The sequence below is a fragment of the Pseudoxanthomonas beigongshangi genome, assembly GCF_016820515.1.
GTDB lineage: Bacteria > Pseudomonadota > Gammaproteobacteria > Xanthomonadales > Xanthomonadaceae > Pseudoxanthomonas_A > Pseudoxanthomonas_A beigongshangi.
In genome coordinates, this window is sequence record NZ_JADHDV010000002.1 from 229,882 (window position 1) to 246,025 (window position 16,144).

Here is a 16,144-nt window from a genome sequence, read left to right on the forward strand (position 1 = left end):
TTCTTATCAGGCGTGCTCTGATCCGGTGTGCTCTGATCCGGGCGATTCGGGAGATATGACCGCCGCGTTGGGGCGGCGCGGCGGAAGCAGCCTGGCGGGCGGATGCAGGACCCGGCCAGGGCGGCCCCGTCACAGGTCCCGGGCGCCCCGGCTTACCAGCGCGGCGGCTTGGTCAGCGGCGGCGCTTCGTGCTGGCGGTCGTAGGCGCGCAGCTCTTCGCGGATGTGCTGGATGCGCTGGCGGCCCAAGGTGTTGCGGCTGTCGTCCAGGACCACGCCGTTGAGCAGTTCGGCCATGCGCTCGACGTTGGGCAGCAGCTTCTCCCAGGCTTCCAGCGCGCTCACCGGCGCCGGCAGGGTCAGGAAGAAGGCGATGGCCGGGGTTTCCATCTCGCGGATGTTGGCCATGTCGAAACTGCCCGGCTGCATGATGTTGGCCATGCTGAAGATCGGACCGCGTTCGGGATGGCCTTCGATCAGCCGGTGGAACACGTTCATGTGGCCGAAGATCAGGCCGGTCTTCTCCGCCGCCACCACGATGTCCTCGCCGCGCAGCACCTGCCCGGCGCGTGCCGCCACGTACAGCGAGACGATCTTGTCGAAGTCCTGGTTGGCGCGTTTGCCCAGGTGGCTGTCGGCGGCGGTCGGGGTGCCGCCGGCCAGGCCGAGTTCGGGCTGGCTGACCTCGTCGCCGGAGTAGTCGCGATCGGTCTCGTAGGCCGTGTCGTCGGTGGCCAGGCTGGGCTCGACGCGGGCGTTGTCGCGTTCCGTCGGTTCCAGCCGCCGGCCCTGGCTGGGCTTCTTGGGGCGGCCGAAGAAGATGATCGCCGCAATCAGGATTGCGCCGGCGATCAGGATGCCGATTCGAAGCATTGCCATGTCGGACACGTCGGATTCTCCGCCAGGGTTTGATCAGGGGTTCAGGCCGCGCCGGCCAGGCGCGCGGCTTCTTCCAGGTCCACCGACACCAGTCGGCTCACACCGGGCTCGCGCATGGTAACGCCACTGAGCTGGTGCGCGGCTTCCATGGTCGCCTTGTTGTGGCTGACGAACAGGAACTGCACCTTCTCGCTCATCTCCTTCACCATGTTGGTGAAGCGGCCGACGTTGGCCTCGTCCAGCGGCGCGTCCACTTCGTCCAGCAGGCAGAATGGCGCCGGATTGAGCTGGAAGATCGCGAACACCAACGCCACCGCGGTCATCGCCTTCTCGCCACCGGACAGCAGCGAGATGTTGGACACGCGCTTGCCTGGCGGCCGCGCCATGATCGCCACGCCGGTGTCCAGCAGATCCTCGCCGGTCAGTTCAAGGTAGGCGTGGCCACCACCGAACAGGCGCGGATACAGCGCCTGCACGCCGGCATTGACCCGGTCGAAGGTGTCCTTGAAGCGGCCGCGGGTTTCGCGGTCGATCTTGCGGATGGCGTCCTCCAGCGTTTCCAGCGCGGTGGTCAGGTCGACGTGCTGCGCTTCCAGGTACTCGGCGCGCTGGGAGGCCTCGCCGTACTCGTGGATGGCGGCCAGGTTGACCGGTTCCAGCCGGCGCATGCGCGAGTCGATCTGGGTGACGGCCTGCTCCCATTCGCGCGCGTCGGCCACTTCCGGCAGGGTGTTGATGACGTCCTCGACGACGAAGCCGGCGGCGACAATCCCCTGCGACAGCTGCTCGGACTTCAGCGCCAGCGCCTGCTGGTCCAGCTTGCGCTGGGAGATCCGTTCGCGCTGGGCCAGTGCCGCCTCGTCGCGCTGGTGGCGGGTCTGCTCGTACTGGCGCAGTTCGTTGTCGATGCCTTCCAGCACCGAGCGCGCCTCGGCCAGCCGGCGATCGGCGTTGACACGCTCTTCCAGCGCCGCCTGGCGCTGGGCGTCCAGTTCCTGCACCGGCGAGTCGCCCTCGCTCAGCTGCAGGGTCAGTTCCTCCAGCCGCGAATCGAGCTGGCCGCGCTGGCCGCCCATCCGATCCAGCGCCTGGCTCAGGGAGATGATCTGGGTGCGCTGCGATTCCAGGGTCAGCGCCAGCGCATGGGTGGCGTCGCGCGATGCGCGCGCCGCCTCGCGGGCCAGATCGCGCGCCTCGACCAGTTGCCGGCGCTCGGATTCCAGGCCCTGCCGGGCCGATTCCAGATCGCCCATCGCGGTGACCGCTTCCTCCAGCCGCAGGCGCGCCTCGCGGGCCTGCTCGCGGCTGCCGTCCAGGGTTTCCACCAACTGGGCGATTTCCTGGTCGATCTTGTCGATGCGGTGGCGGGTGGATTCCACCCGTCCCTGTTGGCTCTGCAACTGGCCGGCCAGTTCGGACACGCCACGATGCGCCAGGTACAGGGCGCGCTGCGCGTCCTCGCGCTGCTGCTCGGCGGCCAGCAACTGGTCGCGCAGGTTGGCCAGGCGTTCTTCGAGTTCGGCCTCGCGGGTCTGCAGCGTTTCGATCTCGGCGCGCAGACCCTGGATTTCCCGCTCGCGCAACAATGCACCCTGCTTGGCCGCGCCGGAACGCAGCACCCGCACCCAGCCGGCGCCGAGGCGCTCGCCGCTGCGGGTGATCACCGAATCGCCGTCGCCCAGCTGCGACTGCAGGCGGCGCGCTTCGGCCAGATCCTCGGCCACGTGCAGGCGCGCCAGCAGACGGCGCACCGCCGCCGGTCCCTGCACCCGCGCCGCCAGCGAGGTCGGCGCGACGTTGAAGTCGGCCTGTTCGTCGGACACTAGCGCGATGCGGCCTTCGCCGAGTTCGCCCAGGGCGTCCACCAGCGATTCCGGCGCATCCACCAGCACGCCTTCGATGAGTTGTCCGAGCGCGCCCTCGACGGCGTTTTCCCAGCCCGGCTCGACGGTCAGGCGCTCGCCCACGCGCGCCGCCGAATCCAGCCCGCGTGCCTTGAGCCAGCTCATCGCCGCGCCCTGCTCCTGGCCCAGCGCGGCATGCTGCAATGTCTCCAGCGAGGACAGCCGGCCACGGGCTTCCTGCGCGCGCTTGCGCACTTCCGACAGTTCGGTCTGCGAAGCACGCTGCTGCTCCTGCACGCCCGCCGCCGACTGCTTGCGCGACTCGACCTGCTCGGTCAGCGACTCCAGCGATTCCTTCTGGGTGTCGTGCTGGATCTGCAATTGCTCGAAGGCTTCGGCCAGCGCGTCCAGATCCAGTCCGGCGCGCTCGGCGGCCAGGTTCTCGCGGCGGCGTTCGGTTTCCAGCGCCTGGCGATCCAGATAATCGACGCGGGTGCGCTCGACCTCGCCGGCGCGCGCGGCCTCGGCCGATTCGCGCGAATGGGTTTCCCAGCGCTGCTGCCAGTCCGACAGGCGCGCTTCGGCGTCGCGCAGGGCGTCCTGCTTGAACAGGTCTTCTTCCTGCAACTGCGCCAGCCGGGGTTCGGCCTCGTCCACGCTCTCGCGCAGGACGTTGAGCTTGGTCTCGTCACCGCTGATGTGCTGGCCCAATTCCAGCAACGCGTTGTGGGCTTCGTCGCGCGCCTTCTTCAGGCGTTCGGCCAGATCATGCTGGTGCTGCATCTGCTGTTCCAGCCGGGCCAGCGTGCTGCCGACCTGGTAGACCTCGCCCTGGGCCTTGTTGAGGCTCTCGGCGGCTTCCTCGCGGCGCAGGCGATCGGTTTCGATGTTGCGCTCGGCCTCGCGCTGCTCGGCGATCAACTGCTGCAGGCGGGTTTCTTCCTGCGACAGCTTCTCGCGCAGGCCCTGCAACTGCACGTCGAGTCCGCGGAACTCCAGCGCCTTCCACTCGGCGTCCTTCACCCGGCGCTCTTCCTGCAGGGCCTGGTACTGCTCGGCCTGCCTGGCCTGGCGCTTGAGGTGTTCCAGCTGCTTGCCGATTTCCTCGCGCAGATCGTTCAGGCGATCCAGGTTTTCGCGGGTATGGCGGATGCGGGTCTCGGTTTCCTTGCGGCGTTCCTTGTACTTGGAGATGCCGGCGGCTTCCTCCAGGTAGACGCGCAGATCCTCGGGCCGGGCCTCGATGATCTGGCTGATCATGCCCTGCTCGATGATCGAGTAGCTGCGCGGCCCCAGGCCGGTGCCGAGGAACAGGTCGGTGATGTCGCGGCGGCGGCACTTGGTGCCGTTGAGGTAGTAGTTGCTCTGGCCGTCGCGGCTGACCTGGCGCTTGACCGATATTTCGTTGAACGCGGCGAATTCGCCGGCGATGGTGTGATCGCTATTGTCGAAGATCAGTTCGACGGTCGCCTGCGACACCGGCTTGCGCGCCGAGCTGCCGGAAAAGATCACGTCAGTCAGCGAGTCGCCGCGCAGGCGGCTGGCGGAACTCTCGCCCATCACCCAGCGGACCGCATCGATGATGTTGGATTTGCCGCAACCGTTGGGACCGACCACGCCGGTCATGTTGGTGGGCAGGTGCAACGTGGTCGGATCGACGAAGGACTTGAAACCGGACAGCTTGATGGTCGAAAGGCGCATGCGGCGATGGTTTTCCGGGCATCGCGACCGGCCGGCCGGTGCGCTGCCAAATTGTTGGACTGGATGAGGTTGAATCGCCAAATAATTGATTTATATGGCAATCCAATACTGCTCTTGCGGCATTGACCGATGAGTATAACGGGCGCCGGCCCGGCGCGGGACCGCCCGCCCCCGGCTACTCCAGGCCCAGCTCCAGCCGCGCGCCGCCCTCGTGCGCCGCCGGTCCCTTGGCGCCATCGATGAACACCCGGGTGGGATCCACCTCGCCGCCGGCCAGCAACGCATCCTGGACGGCGTTGGCGCGGGCGCGTCCCAGCGCGGCCAGTTCGTCGTCGCCGGGCCGGTACCGGGGCAGCAGCGCCTGGCGCAGCCAGGCCACCTCGGCCGTCTGGCGCGCGGCCTTGCGTGCCTTGCGATCCAGTTCGTCCTGGTCAGCCTCCCGCCCGGCCTCCTCGGCCGCCTCCGGGATGTCCGGCTTGCGTCCCAGTTGCTGCCGGTACAGCGCCTCCAGCAGATCCCGCTGCTCCCCGGCCTCCAGCGCCGCGACCGCGACCGGCTCGCCCTCGCGCCGGCCCAGCATCGCCGCGTCCAGCCGCTGCCCGGCAATCGCCTCGGCCTCGCCCTCCAGGGCGGTGCCGGCCGGAATGTCCAGCCGCAGCGCCGGGCGTTCCACCAACGCCTTGGCCAACGCGCCCAGGCTGGTGCGCGCGGGTTCGCCCAGTTCGCTGGAGCCGGCGGCGAAATCGACGTAGCGTGCCTGTTCCGCGCCCTTGAACAGCGAGCCGATGAAATCGAACGGCGCGGTCACCGCCTTGACCAGGATGTTCTTCAGGATCTGCCAGACGATCGGCCACACCCGGAAGCTGGGATCGTCCAGCGAGCCGTTCACCGGCAAATCCAGGTCGATCACGCCCTGGCGGTTCTTCAGCAGCGAGGTCGCCAACCGGATGGGCAGCGAGACCTTTTCCTGGCTGTCGGTCGCCTCGCCCCACTCCAGCTGATCCAGCACGACATGGTGGGCCGCCTGCAATTTGCGATGGTCGATCTGGTAATGCAGTTCGGTGCTGAGCTTGCCCTTGGCGATGGCGTAGCCGGCGAAGCGTCCGGAGTACGGATTGAAGATGGGCAGATCGATGTTGCGGAAGCTCATCTTCAAATCGGTGCGCTCGTCGTAGGCGAACGGGTTGAGCGTGCCGGAGATCTCCACCGGCGAGTAGCGGTTGACCACCTGCCCGTGCAGATCCACGCGGGCCTGCGCCGAGGGCGCGGTGGACAGCCCGCGGATATGGCCGCGCAGGGCGGCGATGTCGGCGCGGAAGCCGGGATCCATGGAGGCATCGGCGAACGCCATGGTGCCGTTTTCCAATTGCAGATCGTCCAGCTTGACCGCCATCGCCGGTCCCGACGATGACGCCGGCGCCCGGCTGGCGAACAGCCGGCTGAGGTTGACGGTGCGATCCGGCTCCACCGCCACGATGGCGAACGGCTTGCGCATGACGACCCGGGCGATCTGCAGGCGATCCGGCGCCTGCGCATAGCGCAGGCCGCCGATATCCATCCGCTCCCAGGCCACCACCTGCCGCTTGCTTGCCCGCTCCAGCAGCGAGAAGCCGTCGATGCGGCCTTCGCCATTGAAGGCCAGGGCCGCGCCGCGCTTTCCGTCCCCCGGCAGGGTCAGTTCGCCGTTCGCGCCGAGGGTGCCCGAGCGCAATTCCACGGCGGGGAAATCCGGCAGGTAGGCCAGCACGTCGCGCAGCGGCAGGCCGGTCAGATCCAGTTGCAGGCGCCCGGCCACGGTGGCGGGTACCACTTCGCCCTGCACGGCCAGCCGGGTCTTGCCGTTGACGGTGGCCGACGCCGCTATCGGCAATGGCTTGTCCAGATCCAGGCTGACCCCGCGGGTGCTGGCGGTCAGCGCCTGCAGGTGGAAGCGGCTGGCCGGCCGGACGGCGCGGTCCTGCACATCGACCTCGGCGTCCTCCAGCGCCACTTCGCCCAGATTGAACCGCCAGGCCGGGCCCGGCGTCGTGGCGGCGGGCGCGGAAGCGGCTTCCGGCGTCGACGGGAACAAGCGCATCAGGCTGATCGCGCCGTTGGCCTCGCGGGTCAGCGCGGTCCGCAAGCCGCCCACCCGCAGGCGATCGGCGGCGACCTCGCGCTTGCCGAGCGAGAAACGGGCGCCGGCCAGCGCGATCTCGCCCAGGGTGGCCGCGTTCCTGGTTTCGCCGCGCACGCGCACGCCCACTCCGCTGGCCTGCGCGCGGGACAGCGCCGCTTCCAGCAACGTGCCCGCCGAGGTGCCGGCGGCGAAGCGGTAGCGGCCGGCCACATCGAAGCGGCCGCCATGGACTTCGAACGGCAGCGCCTCGCTGAGGAAGGCGTAGGCGGTGTCGACCTGGAGATTGGCCGCGCCCAGTTCGCCGTCTGAGGCGAACGGCCGCAACGAGAGTTGCCCGCGCCAGTCGAAGCGTTCGCCCTGATCGCCAGTGGCGGCCAGTTGGAATCCACCGCCCTTGCCGTTGCCCTGCGCGGTGCGGAAATCGCGCAGTTCGAACTGGATCGGCGCCAGCCGCTTGCTGGGCTGCAGGCGCCGGCTGTGATCGGCGAAATCGATTGCCCCGTCGGCCACCACGAGATGCGCGATCAGCACGTCCGGCGGCGGACCGTCGTCCTTCGAAGGAGGAACCAGGTCGGCCAGGTTGAGCGAACCATCGGCGCGCACCAGCGCCTGCGCGTAGGGCCCGTCCAGGGTCACTTCGCGGAAGGTCCAGGCCCCCTTCCACAGGGACGAGACCTGGAAATCGATGACCGCCCGGCGCAGCGCGACCAGCGGCTTCTGCCCCGCCGTCGCCGCAGGCTCTTGTATCGCCAGCGCGGTGGCCTCGGCGCGGAAGGTGAAGGGGTTGAATCGCAGGTCGCCCAGGCTCAGCGACTTGCCCAGTTCCTCGCGGACATAGTCGGTGGCCTCGGCGCGGGCGAAGCGCGGCAGCCACCAGAAGCCCGCCAGCGCATACAGCCCCACCACCAGCAACGGCAGGACGATGACCCAAAGCAGTCGACGACGGATCCAGCCCAGCATGACCTGCTCCTTGGAAGGCGCCCGCCTCCGCACCGGCCCTTTGCCGGTCGGAGCGGAACGAATGGGGCCCGGAGGACCGCCCGATGGTCGGAACAATCACCTTAGCCTGCCCGCCGGCCGGCGCGCCAGCGCCACGCGGGCGCACGTCCGCCGATGGCCTGTTAGGATCGGGGAGTTTGTTTGCGACACCCTTTCCCCCTCACCAACTGGTCACACCGCCGTGTCTCTTTTTGCATCCGTCGAACTGGTTCCGGGCGATCCGATCCTGGGCATGACCGAGGCCTACAACGCCGATTCCCGCCCCGGCAAGGTCAATCTGGGCGTTGGCATCTACTACGACGAACAGGGCCGCATTCCCCTGCTCGATTCCGTCCGCGAGATCGAACAGGCCCTGGCCGCGGACGCCAAACCGCGCGGCTACCTCCCCATCGACGGCCTGCCGGGCTACAACCTGGCGACCCAGAAACTGCTGTTCGGCGCCGGTTCCACCGCGCTGGAAGCCGGCCGCGTGGTCACCGCGCAGACCATCGGCGGCAGCGGCGCCCTGCGCATCGGCGCCGACTTCCTGAAGCGCGCGCTGCCGCAGGCGAAGATCGCCATCAGCAACCCGAGTTGGGAAAACCATCGCGTGGTGTTCGGCACCGCCGGTTTCGAGGTCAGCGATTACCGCTACTACGACCCGGCCACCCATGGCCTGGATTTCGCCGGCATGCTGGCCGACCTCGGCGCGCTGGAACCGGGCACGGTGGTCCTGCTGCACGCCTGCTGCCACAACCCGACCGGCGTCGACCTGACCGCCACGCAGTGGGCGCAGGTGGTGGAACTGGTGAAGGAACGCGGCCTGCTGCCCTTCATCGACATCGCTTACCAGGGTTTCGACCAGGGCACCGACGCCGACGCCACCGCGATCCGCCTGTTCGCCGATTCCGGCATCCCGGCGTTCGTGGTCGCCAGTTCGTATTCCAAATCGTTCTCGCTGTATGGCGAGCGCGTGGGCGCGCTGTCGATCGTCTCGGCCGACCGCGACGAGGCCAAGCGCGTGCAGTCGCACATCAAGCGCACCATCCGTTCCAACTACTCCAGTCCCGCCACCCACGGTGGCGCGCTGGTGTCCGGCGTGCTCGGCAGCGACGAACTGCGCGCGCGCTGGGAGAAGGAACTGGGCGGCATGCGCGAGCGCATCCACACCCTGCGCGCCGGGCTGGTGTCCAAGCTGGCGGCGCTGGGCGCGCCGGAGTTCGGCTTCATCCAGCAGCAGGCCGGCATGTTCTCGTACTCCGGCCTGAGCAAGGCCCAGGTCGACCGCCTGCGCGAGGAATACGCGATCTACGCCATCGGCACCGGCCGCATCTGCGTGGCCGCGCTCAACAGCCAGAACATCGACAAGGTGGCCGAAGCGGTCTATGCGGTGAGCCGCGGCTGAGTCTGCGTTCCTCCGCGGTCTGTCTGGAACCCCCGGCATTGCCGGGGGTTTTCTTTTGGGCTCCGTGCGAAAAGCAAATCCCCCGCCACCCGCTCACGCGGGTGGCCGCCCCCTTTTGCAAAGGGGGCATCCCACACTCCGCCACACCCATCGCATCCCTATCATCCGCACCGAGGCCCGCCGCCTGCGACCTCGCCGTTCCTCCCCCTTTGCAGCGCTTCCCAACAGCCGAATGGCTGGTCAAAAGGGGGGCCGAGGGGGATTGCCTTTGCTTTGTCCGGAGCCCTCAACGCTTGTCCAGATACCCCGCGATCGCATCGATATCGTTCGCGCTGAGTCCCGCCGCCTGCGCGCGCATCACGCCGTGGGTAAGCGTGTCGACGATGTAGGCGCGGCTGCGGCTTTCCAGCAGCGTGCGCGGGGGGATGTTGCCCTGAGGATGATCGTGGCAGGCCGCGCAGCGTTGCTTGAACAGGGCCTCCCCATCCAGTCCCGAATCGGCCACCGCTGGGACTTGCGAAGCACCCGCCATCGCATCGGCGACGACCTTCGGCGGCACGCGTGCGGGCGCGCCGGGACCGAATGCCTGGATCCGATCCGTCCCCACCACCACCGCGCCATGGGCGAACACCGGTTCGTTGTACTTGCCCGAGGTGTGCAACTGGCCCGGCGCGCTCTTCCACAACAGATCCAGCGTGTGGCCTTCCAGCGCGTACAGGACCGGTGCGGGCGCGCCGGGGCCGGCCAGCGGCGCGGAGCGGCGGGCGTTCTCGTCGAGGACCCAGACGATCGGATCCCGCACGCCGTCGCTGCTGATCACCGGCGACCCGGGATTGATGAAGACCAGTTCCATCTGCCGGCGCGCGATCGCCAGGTGCGCGGGCTGTCCGGGCGCGGTCACCACGCGCAGCTTGACCAGCGACGGCGGGACCGCGTCCGCCGAACCTTCGGCACGCCGGGTGTTGCCAGTCATGTAGACATGGATCGCGCCGCTATCGTCCCGGTGATACGCGGGCACCGAACGGCCGCGCGCCTGATCCATCGCCGCGTCCTGCTCCGAGTACGGGCCAAACACGCTCAGCGGTCCGCGCCCGGCGAACTGCGGTTGCCGCTGCGGCGGCAGCAACGAACCGTCGCTGGCCGCGCTTCCGCCGCAGGCCGGGCGTTGGTCCAGTTTTCCGGGCAGATGATCGCGGTCCAGCAGGTACGCGTTGCCCTGCTTGCCGCCGACCACCATCAGGCGCGTCGTGGCGGTCTGCGCCGGCTCCAGATCACCCAGCAGGCTGGCGCCGCCGGATCCCAGATCGATATCCATCTTCGCGCTGCCGCAATGATTGAACGGCGTGTAGGTGCCCCGCAGTCGCAGGCCGGCATCGGCGGAGTCGGACAGTTTCAGGACCGATTGGGTCCAGTCATGCGACTGGTCGCGGTAGCCGTCGAACCCGCTGCCGGTGACCACGAACACGTCGCCTGCCGCGTCGATCGCCGGTCCCCCCGCGCCCCAGATGCCGCCGCTGCCACGATGCGGCATCGCCGCCGCGGCGAACGCGCTGGCCACCCGCGGACGCCGCGTATCGACCGCGACCAACCAGCCGGTTTCGGTCTCGCCGAAAGTCACGTACAACCGTGAACCATCCGGGCTCAGGTTGAGCGCGCCACGCTGCACGCGGAAATCGAAGCGTCGTTTCGGTGGCACCGGCGACGGGCCGGCATTGGCGTTGACCGCGTTGAAGCGCGCCTCGTCCAGTCGTACCGGCCAGCCCTCGATGACCTTGCCGCTGCCGATGTCCAGCGCATACGCCTGCCAGCGCTCCTTCGGATCGCAACTGGTGACATAGATCCGCCCCCGTGCCGTGTCGATCACCGGTGTGCTCAACACGCCGGTCGGCACCGCATCCAGCGGCGCGGGTTGCAGGTGACAGGGTGGCGCCAGCCGCGTGCGCCAGAGGATGCGCCCGGGCGCCACGTCGCCGGCCTTGCCGGCGTTGATCGCATACACGTAGCCATGATTGCTGGCGGCGAACACGACCTTGAAGGTCTGGCCGCGGTGCTGGCCTTCGCTCATGCGGACCTGTTCCAGGTACAACGGCGAGGCGTACAGGCGTGGCGCCTGGCCTTCGTAGGCGTCCAGCGGCGGCGATTCCCACAGCAGGCCGAACGAGGGATCTTCCAGTTGGGCCCGCGTTGGCGCGGTTCCATGGCGATGCCAGCCACTGCGCTGACGATCCGCATGGAACGTGGTGACGTCACGCACCGACGCGGTGACCGCACGGGAAGTGCCGGTGGCCGCAGGCGGCGCCGGCGTGGCGGGAGCCGGCGACTGCGCGCAGTCGTCGGGAACCTCGATGCCGGCGGTCCACAGGATCGCGTTCAACAACACCCGCCGCAACATCGGCTGCTCCAGCGCGGCCAGGAAATGCGCGCCGCTGTAACCGAACGAACGGCCGCCGTCCGGGCGTTTGTAGGCCCAGCCCACGGTGACCGCTTCGGCGCGGTCCTCCACCACGGCCGCGCCATCGCGGTACTGCGCGTGCAGGGTGCTGCGCAGCACCGGCCGCACGCCTCTCGCGGCAAAGCGCAGGGTCGGATAGAACTCGTCGCGATAGGTGAACGCATCCACCCCACGGATGATCGGGTGCGCAGCATCGGCGGGCGACACCGTTGCGGTCTCGGTGGTGCGATCGAACATGCCCACGCGTTCGGCGCCCAGCCAGGCACGCAGATCCAGCGACGCATCGTCGGCCGGCACGGTGGAGGCCTGGTGCAATGCGACCAGCCCGACGCCCTGCCGGACCAGTTCGCGCAACTGTTCGCGATGCGCGGCATCACGCAGCGGGTGCCGGTCCAGTCCATCGAAATACAGCACCAGGGTCGAAGCGCCCCGCAACGCGGCGGGATCCGCCGGCCAGCCCCGTTCGTACACGACGATCTCGGCGCCACGCCCCTGCGGCGATTCGCCCAGCATCGACGCCAGCCGCTGCACGCCCTCGGCATAGGCATGCCGCCCCGGGCCCTCGCTGCCGACCCCGCCGATCAGCACTATCCTGCGGCCCGCGCCCGGTCCGTCACAGGCGCCGGCCAGCAACACCAGCAGCGCAAGGCCGACGCGCAGCGCGGCGCGGAATCGCGCACGCGCCCATCTCCTGTCCCTCTTCCGCACTGGCCCCTCTCCCGTGACGGACGTTCGCAAACCTTGCTCACGAGGCTAGGACGGGCACGAGGCGGATGGAATCCGCTGCCGCTACGTTCTGAGGCTAGATTTTGTTGCCTGCGGCGGACAGGCAAGCGACGGCGAAGCCGGGCCAGGGCCCGCCTCGCGGGTTCACCGCAGGCGGCGACCGCTTTCCGGCTCGAAGAAATGCAGATGCGCCGGATCCACCGCCAGGCGCAGGCCGGCGCCCGCGCGCGGGAGCTGTCGTGGCGGCAACCGCGAGACCAGCGCATGGGGACCGAGGGTCATGTTCACGAACACCTCGCTGCCGACCGGCTCCACCACTTCCACCAGCGTGTCGAAACCGGCCTCGTCCGGTGCGACCGGTCGCAGATGTTCCGGGCGCACGCCCATCGCCACCGTCCTGCCCAGCCAGTCCTCGCCTACCCGCGCATCGCCGAGCGGAATCGACAGGCCCGCGTCGAGCACCAGCCGCAGCCCTCCCGCGTGCTCCAGGCGCCCGTGCAGCACGTTCATCGCCGGGCTGCCGAGAAAGCCGGCGACGAACAGGTTGGCCGGATGCTCATACAGCGCCATCGGCGTGTCGATCTGCTGGATCTGGCCGTCCTTGAGCACCACGATGCGCTGGCCGAGGGTCATCGCCTCGACCTGATCGTGGGTCACGTAGATCATGGTCGCGCCCAACTGGCGATGCAGCCGCGCGATTTCGGTGCGCATCGAATGGCGCAGCTTGGCGTCCAGGTTCGACAGCGGTTCGTCGAGCAGGAACACCGCCGGCTCGCGCACCAGTGCCCGTCCCAGCGCGACCCGCTGGCGCTGGCCGCCGGACATCTCGCGCGGCAGCTTGTCCAGCATCTGGCCCAGGCCCAGCGTGTCGGCAGCGGCATTGACCCGTTGTTCGATCACCGCGTGCGGATGCCCGCGCAGCTTCAATCCGAAGGCCAGGTTCTCGGCCACCGTCATGTGCGGATACAACGCGTAGTTCTGGAACACCATGGCGATGTCGCGATCCTTGGGCGCGACCTCGTTGACCACCCGGTCACCGATCGACAACGTGCCACCGGAGATTTCCTCCAGCCCGGCGATCATCCGCAGCAGGGTCGACTTGCCGCAGCCGGACGGGCCGACCAACACCATCAGTTCGCCGTCGGCGACCTCGAAACTCGCCCCGTGCACGGCCACCTGGCCGTTGCCGTAGACCTTGCGGACATTGTCCAGCCGCACACTCGCCATCTGCTCTCCCGGGCGGCCTGCGCCACCGTGTTGTCGGACCTGCCGCCGGGCCCCTCCCGGTGCAGCGGCCTGCATACGAATGCACGCCGTCACTCAATGACCACCTTCCCATTTCCCAACCCGGGAAGTTGGGTTATTCTGCCATGTAATCGTTTTCACAACGCAATCACCCCCACTTTTCTCAAATTTGCCGACACCGCCGGAGGGGCCATGTCGAAGTCTTATCGTTTCCCCGAGAACTTCATCTGGGGCAGCGCCACCGCCGCCTACCAGATCGAGGGTTCCCCGTTGGCCGACGGCGCCGGTCCCAGCATCTGGCAGCGCTTCGCCCACACCCCGGGCCGCATGCTCAACAACGACACCGGCGACGTGGCCTGCGACCACTACAACCGCTGGCGCGAGGACATCGGCCTGATGAAGGAACTGGGCATGCAGGCCTACCGCTTCAGCGTGTCCTGGAGCCGGGTGATGCCCGAGGGTCGCGGCCGCATCAACCAGAAGGGCCTGGACTTCTACGAGCGGCTGGTCGACACGCTCCTGGAGAACGGCATCCAGCCCACCGCGACGCTGTTCCACTGGGATCTGCCGGCGGCGCTGGACGACCGCGGCGGCTGGCTGAACCCGGACATCGCCGACTGGTTCGCCGAATACAGCGAAGTGATGTTCAAGCGCCTGGACGGCCGCATCAAGCGCTGGGCCACGCTCAACGAACCCTGGGTGGTCACCGACGGCGGCTATCTGCACGGCGCGCTGGCGCCCGGCCACCGCAACCGCTTCGAGGCGCCGATCGCCTCGCACCACCTGCTGCGCTCGCACGGCAAGTCGGTGCAGGCCTACCGCGCCATCGGCAAGCACGAGATCGGCCTGGTGGTGAACATCGAGCCCAAGTACCCGGCCAGCGACAGCCCCGAGGACCTGGCCGCGACCCGCCGCGCCGAGGCGTACATGAACCGCCAGTACCTGGACCCGGTGTTCTTCGGCACCTATCCGGAAGAACTGCGCGAAATCTTCGGCGAGGCCTGGCCGGAATGGCCGCAGGCGGACATGGACCTGATCCGCCAGCCGCTGGACTTCATCGGCGTCAACTACTACACCCGCAACGTGTCCCGCCACGACGAGTCGAACTGGCCGCTCAAGGTCTCGCCGGTCCGGCAGACGCAGCATACGTATACGGAGACCGGCTGGGAGGTCTTCCCGCAGGGCCTGATCGATACACTCACCTGGGTCAAGGACCGCTACGGGAATCCCAAGGTGTTCATCACCGAGAACGGCGCCGCCTTCTTCGATCCGCCCAAGGCCGAGCGCGGCCGCGTGCGCGATCCGCTGCGCCTGAGCTACCTGCGCCAGCACCTGCGCGCGGTGCACGCGGCCATCGAGGCCGGCTGCGACATCGGCGGCTATTACGTCTGGTCGCTGCTGGACAACCTGGAATGGTCGCTGGGCTACTCCAAGCGCTTCGGCATCATCCACGTGGACTTCGACAGCCAGACCCGTACACCGAAGGACAGTGCACGCTATTATGCGAAGGTCGTGGCCAGCCATGGCGACGCACTGACCAACGAGGACGACTGAGGCGAATGCGGCGGACTACTTTTTGCGGCCACGACCCCTTCAAGAGTAATCACCCCGCATGAGCACCGATAACCGGGTCCTGCTCGCCGATATCGGCGGCACCAATGCACGCTTCGCGCTGGCCGACGCCAGCGCCGCCGCGCCGCTGCTGGAAGACAGCGTGCGCGGCTTCGCGGTGGCGGATTTCCCGTCGCTGGCCGATGCCGCCCAGCACTATCTGGACGAGGTCGGTGCCGAACAGTCCGGTCTGGAAATCCGCAACGGCGTGTTCGCCGTGGCCGGCCGCGTCGACGGCGACGAGGCGCGCATCACCAACCATCCGTGGGTCATTTCGCTGTCGCGCACCCGCGAAGCGCTGGGCTTCGACGACCTGCGCCTGGTCAACGATTTCGCCGCCCAGGCGATGGCGCTGCCGCTGCTGGGCAGCCAGGACGTGGTCGCGATTGGTATTCCCGACTGGACGCCGGATCCGCAGCCGGTCAACCGCAACTACGCGGTGATCGGCCCCGGTACCGGACTGGGCGTGGGCGGCCTGATCATCCGCGACGGCCGCAATTTCCCGCTCGAAACCGAAGGTGGCCACGTCAGCTTCGCGCCGGGTACGCCGCAGGAAATCGAAGTCCTGCAACGCCTGTCGGCGCAGTTCGGCCGCGTCTCGATCGAGCGCCTGATCTGCGGCCCCGGCCTGGTCAACCTGCATCGCGCGCTCAGCGAGATCGCGGGCGAGGATCCGGGCAACCTGCAGCCTGCCGACGTGACCGCGCGCGCGGCCACCGGCGACGCGCGCAGCAACAACACCATCGACGTGTTCTGCGCCGTGTTCGGCGCGGTCGCCGGCGATCTGGTGCTGACCCTCGGCGCGTGGGACGGCGTGTTCCTGACCGGCGGGCTGGTGCCGAAACTGCTGACCTCGCTGCAGCACTCCGGCTTCCGCCAGCGCTTCGAGCACAAGGGACGTTTCTCCGCCAACATGGCGCGCGTGCCGACCCTGGCCATCGTCCATCCGCGTCCGGGCCTGCTCGGCGCGGCGGCGATCGCGGTGGAAGCCTACGGCGCCTCGCGCCGATAACGCCGACCGCCCGCATGGCGGGCTGGTCTGGCTTTGGTCACTTTCTTTGCCGGCGCAAAAGGTAGAAAGTTGAGGGGTTCTCCGTTGTCCGCCACGCATCGGCGGCGACGTCGGCCTGGAACCCGCGTGCAGGCCGGACACATGCTTGCCCTGCCCCGGCAAGGCGCAGTCCG

Annotated in this window: 8 protein-coding genes; 3 read left to right on the forward strand and 5 right to left on the reverse strand. The window is 68.6% G+C overall.

Annotated elements, in window-relative coordinates; translation table 11 throughout:
- Positions 1-152: 152 nt before the first annotated feature.
- From zipA to IQ458_RS02555, 3 genes are all read right to left on the reverse strand, one after another.
- Positions 153-887 (reverse strand): cell division protein ZipA, encoded by a 735-nt coding sequence (gene zipA, locus IQ458_RS02545; RefSeq protein WP_183641858.1) that lies wholly within the window; start codon positions 885-887, stop codon positions 153-155.
- Between the two features lie 32 nt (positions 888-919).
- The gene (smc, locus tag IQ458_RS02550) at positions 920-4,423 is read right to left on the reverse strand and encodes a chromosome segregation protein SMC (RefSeq protein WP_203321805.1); all 3,504 of its coding nucleotides are present in this window, start codon (positions 4,421-4,423) and stop codon (positions 920-922) included.
- 175 nt (positions 4,424-4,598) lie between these two features.
- Positions 4,599-7,502 carry a DUF748 domain-containing protein gene (locus tag IQ458_RS02555; protein ID WP_203321806.1) on the reverse strand — a complete coding sequence of 968 codons (2,904 nt, stop codon included), beginning with the start codon at positions 7,500-7,502 and terminating at the stop codon, positions 4,599-4,601.
- A gap of 220 nt (positions 7,503-7,722) precedes the next feature.
- Here IQ458_RS02555 and IQ458_RS02560 point away from each other — a divergent pair, with 220 nt between their 5' ends.
- Complete coding sequence (locus IQ458_RS02560; RefSeq protein ID WP_203321807.1) at positions 7,723-8,925, forward strand: amino acid aminotransferase; 1,203 nt, start codon at positions 7,723-7,725, stop codon at positions 8,923-8,925.
- 286 nt (positions 8,926-9,211) lie between these two features.
- Here IQ458_RS02560 and IQ458_RS02565 read toward each other — a convergent pair whose 3' ends face one another.
- Complete coding sequence (locus IQ458_RS02565; protein ID WP_203321808.1) at positions 9,212-12,085, reverse strand: ThuA domain-containing protein; 2,874 nt, start codon at positions 12,083-12,085, stop codon at positions 9,212-9,214.
- A gap of 162 nt (positions 12,086-12,247) precedes the next feature.
- Positions 12,248-13,330: an ABC transporter ATP-binding protein gene (locus tag IQ458_RS02570; protein ID WP_203321809.1), complete on the reverse strand. Its 1,083-nt coding sequence runs from the start codon at positions 13,328-13,330 to the stop codon at positions 12,248-12,250.
- 210 nt (positions 13,331-13,540) lie between these two features.
- Between IQ458_RS02570 and IQ458_RS02575 the strand changes: the two genes are divergently transcribed.
- The gene (locus tag IQ458_RS02575; RefSeq protein ID WP_203321810.1) at positions 13,541-14,902 is read left to right on the forward strand and encodes a GH1 family beta-glucosidase; all 1,362 of its coding nucleotides are present in this window, start codon (positions 13,541-13,543) and stop codon (positions 14,900-14,902) included.
- A gap of 58 nt (positions 14,903-14,960) precedes the next feature.
- A complete protein-coding gene (glk, locus tag IQ458_RS02580; RefSeq protein WP_203321811.1) occupies positions 14,961-15,971 on the forward strand; it encodes a glucokinase in 1,011 nt (336 codons plus the stop codon).
- Positions 15,972-16,144 lie beyond the last annotated feature (173 nt).